Here is a 910-nt window from a genome sequence, read left to right as displayed (position 1 = left end):
ATGGTGGTGTCATATCCGGTGCGCAACCATTGTTGGTTACATTTTCCTGTCATTAGTGTCACGTTTTTTTGGGGACTCAAATTTTTGGCAAAGGTAAAACCTTTTTTTGATTTGGCAATTCTTTTCGAAAATCATATTCTTATTTTTACAATTAGTTTGCGATGATTACTGATTTTCAGGGCAACCGCATCAAATTTATGCTGACAAGGAAGACCGCAGGTCTTCAATCTACCCCACACGGCATAGCCATCAGGTTAAGGGTGAAGCCCTTCGAGCAATAGCGTAGGGCATCGCCCTACGAAGGATGCCCTCTCCCTCTCGTTTCGCCCTGAAAGGGCATTAGCTATTGCTATCGCCCTTTCAGGGCTTGCATTCAATGCCATATCCTGTCCGTTGGGCTGGGATATGCTGGGCTTTCAGCCCGTAAATTCAGCATCCAAGCAATCTTCCGACCACGTGCGATTTTGCTTATTCCATTGGAAAATTCTTCGTTGTTTCCACCAGCATCCGGATATTCGCTTCCGGCGCCATCGGGGGTATCGCGCATCCTGCTCCTAACACCAAGCGCGGACAGCCTTTGTAGATATTCAAGATGTTCAAGGTTTCCTCCTTTACTCTTTGCGGCGTTCCCAAGGCAAGTACGCCACTGGGGTCGACCGTGCCAAACAGGGTTATTTTATCATGCAAAGCCCTGTATATTTCTTTGATAGGCGTTTTATAGTCCAACTCTGCCGCATCAAAAGGTATCGTTGCTATTTTATCTAAAATCAACTCTGTGTTTCCACAGATATGAACCAGGTAGGAAGCGCCGCATTTATGCGTTTCTTCGATAATTTCCAATTCGGAAGGGACGGCAAATTGCGCATACATTTCTGGCGACACCATATCCGGTCCCGCCAGACTGTCGCCG

The 910-nt window shown here is 46.7% G+C and carries 1 protein-coding gene; it reads right to left on the bottom strand.

Going from position 1 to position 910, the window contains the following annotated elements:
- Positions 1-468 precede the first annotated feature (468 nt).
- Positions 469-910: uroporphyrinogen decarboxylase family protein (locus ASC50_RS01480; RefSeq protein WP_158648262.1), on the bottom strand; the 442-nt coding region annotated here is incomplete at its 5' end.

The sequence above is a fragment of the Candidatus Symbiothrix dinenymphae genome, from assembly GCF_001431085.1.
Note: the sequence above shows the minus strand (reverse complement) of the source record. Positions and strands in the feature narration are given on the sequence as shown.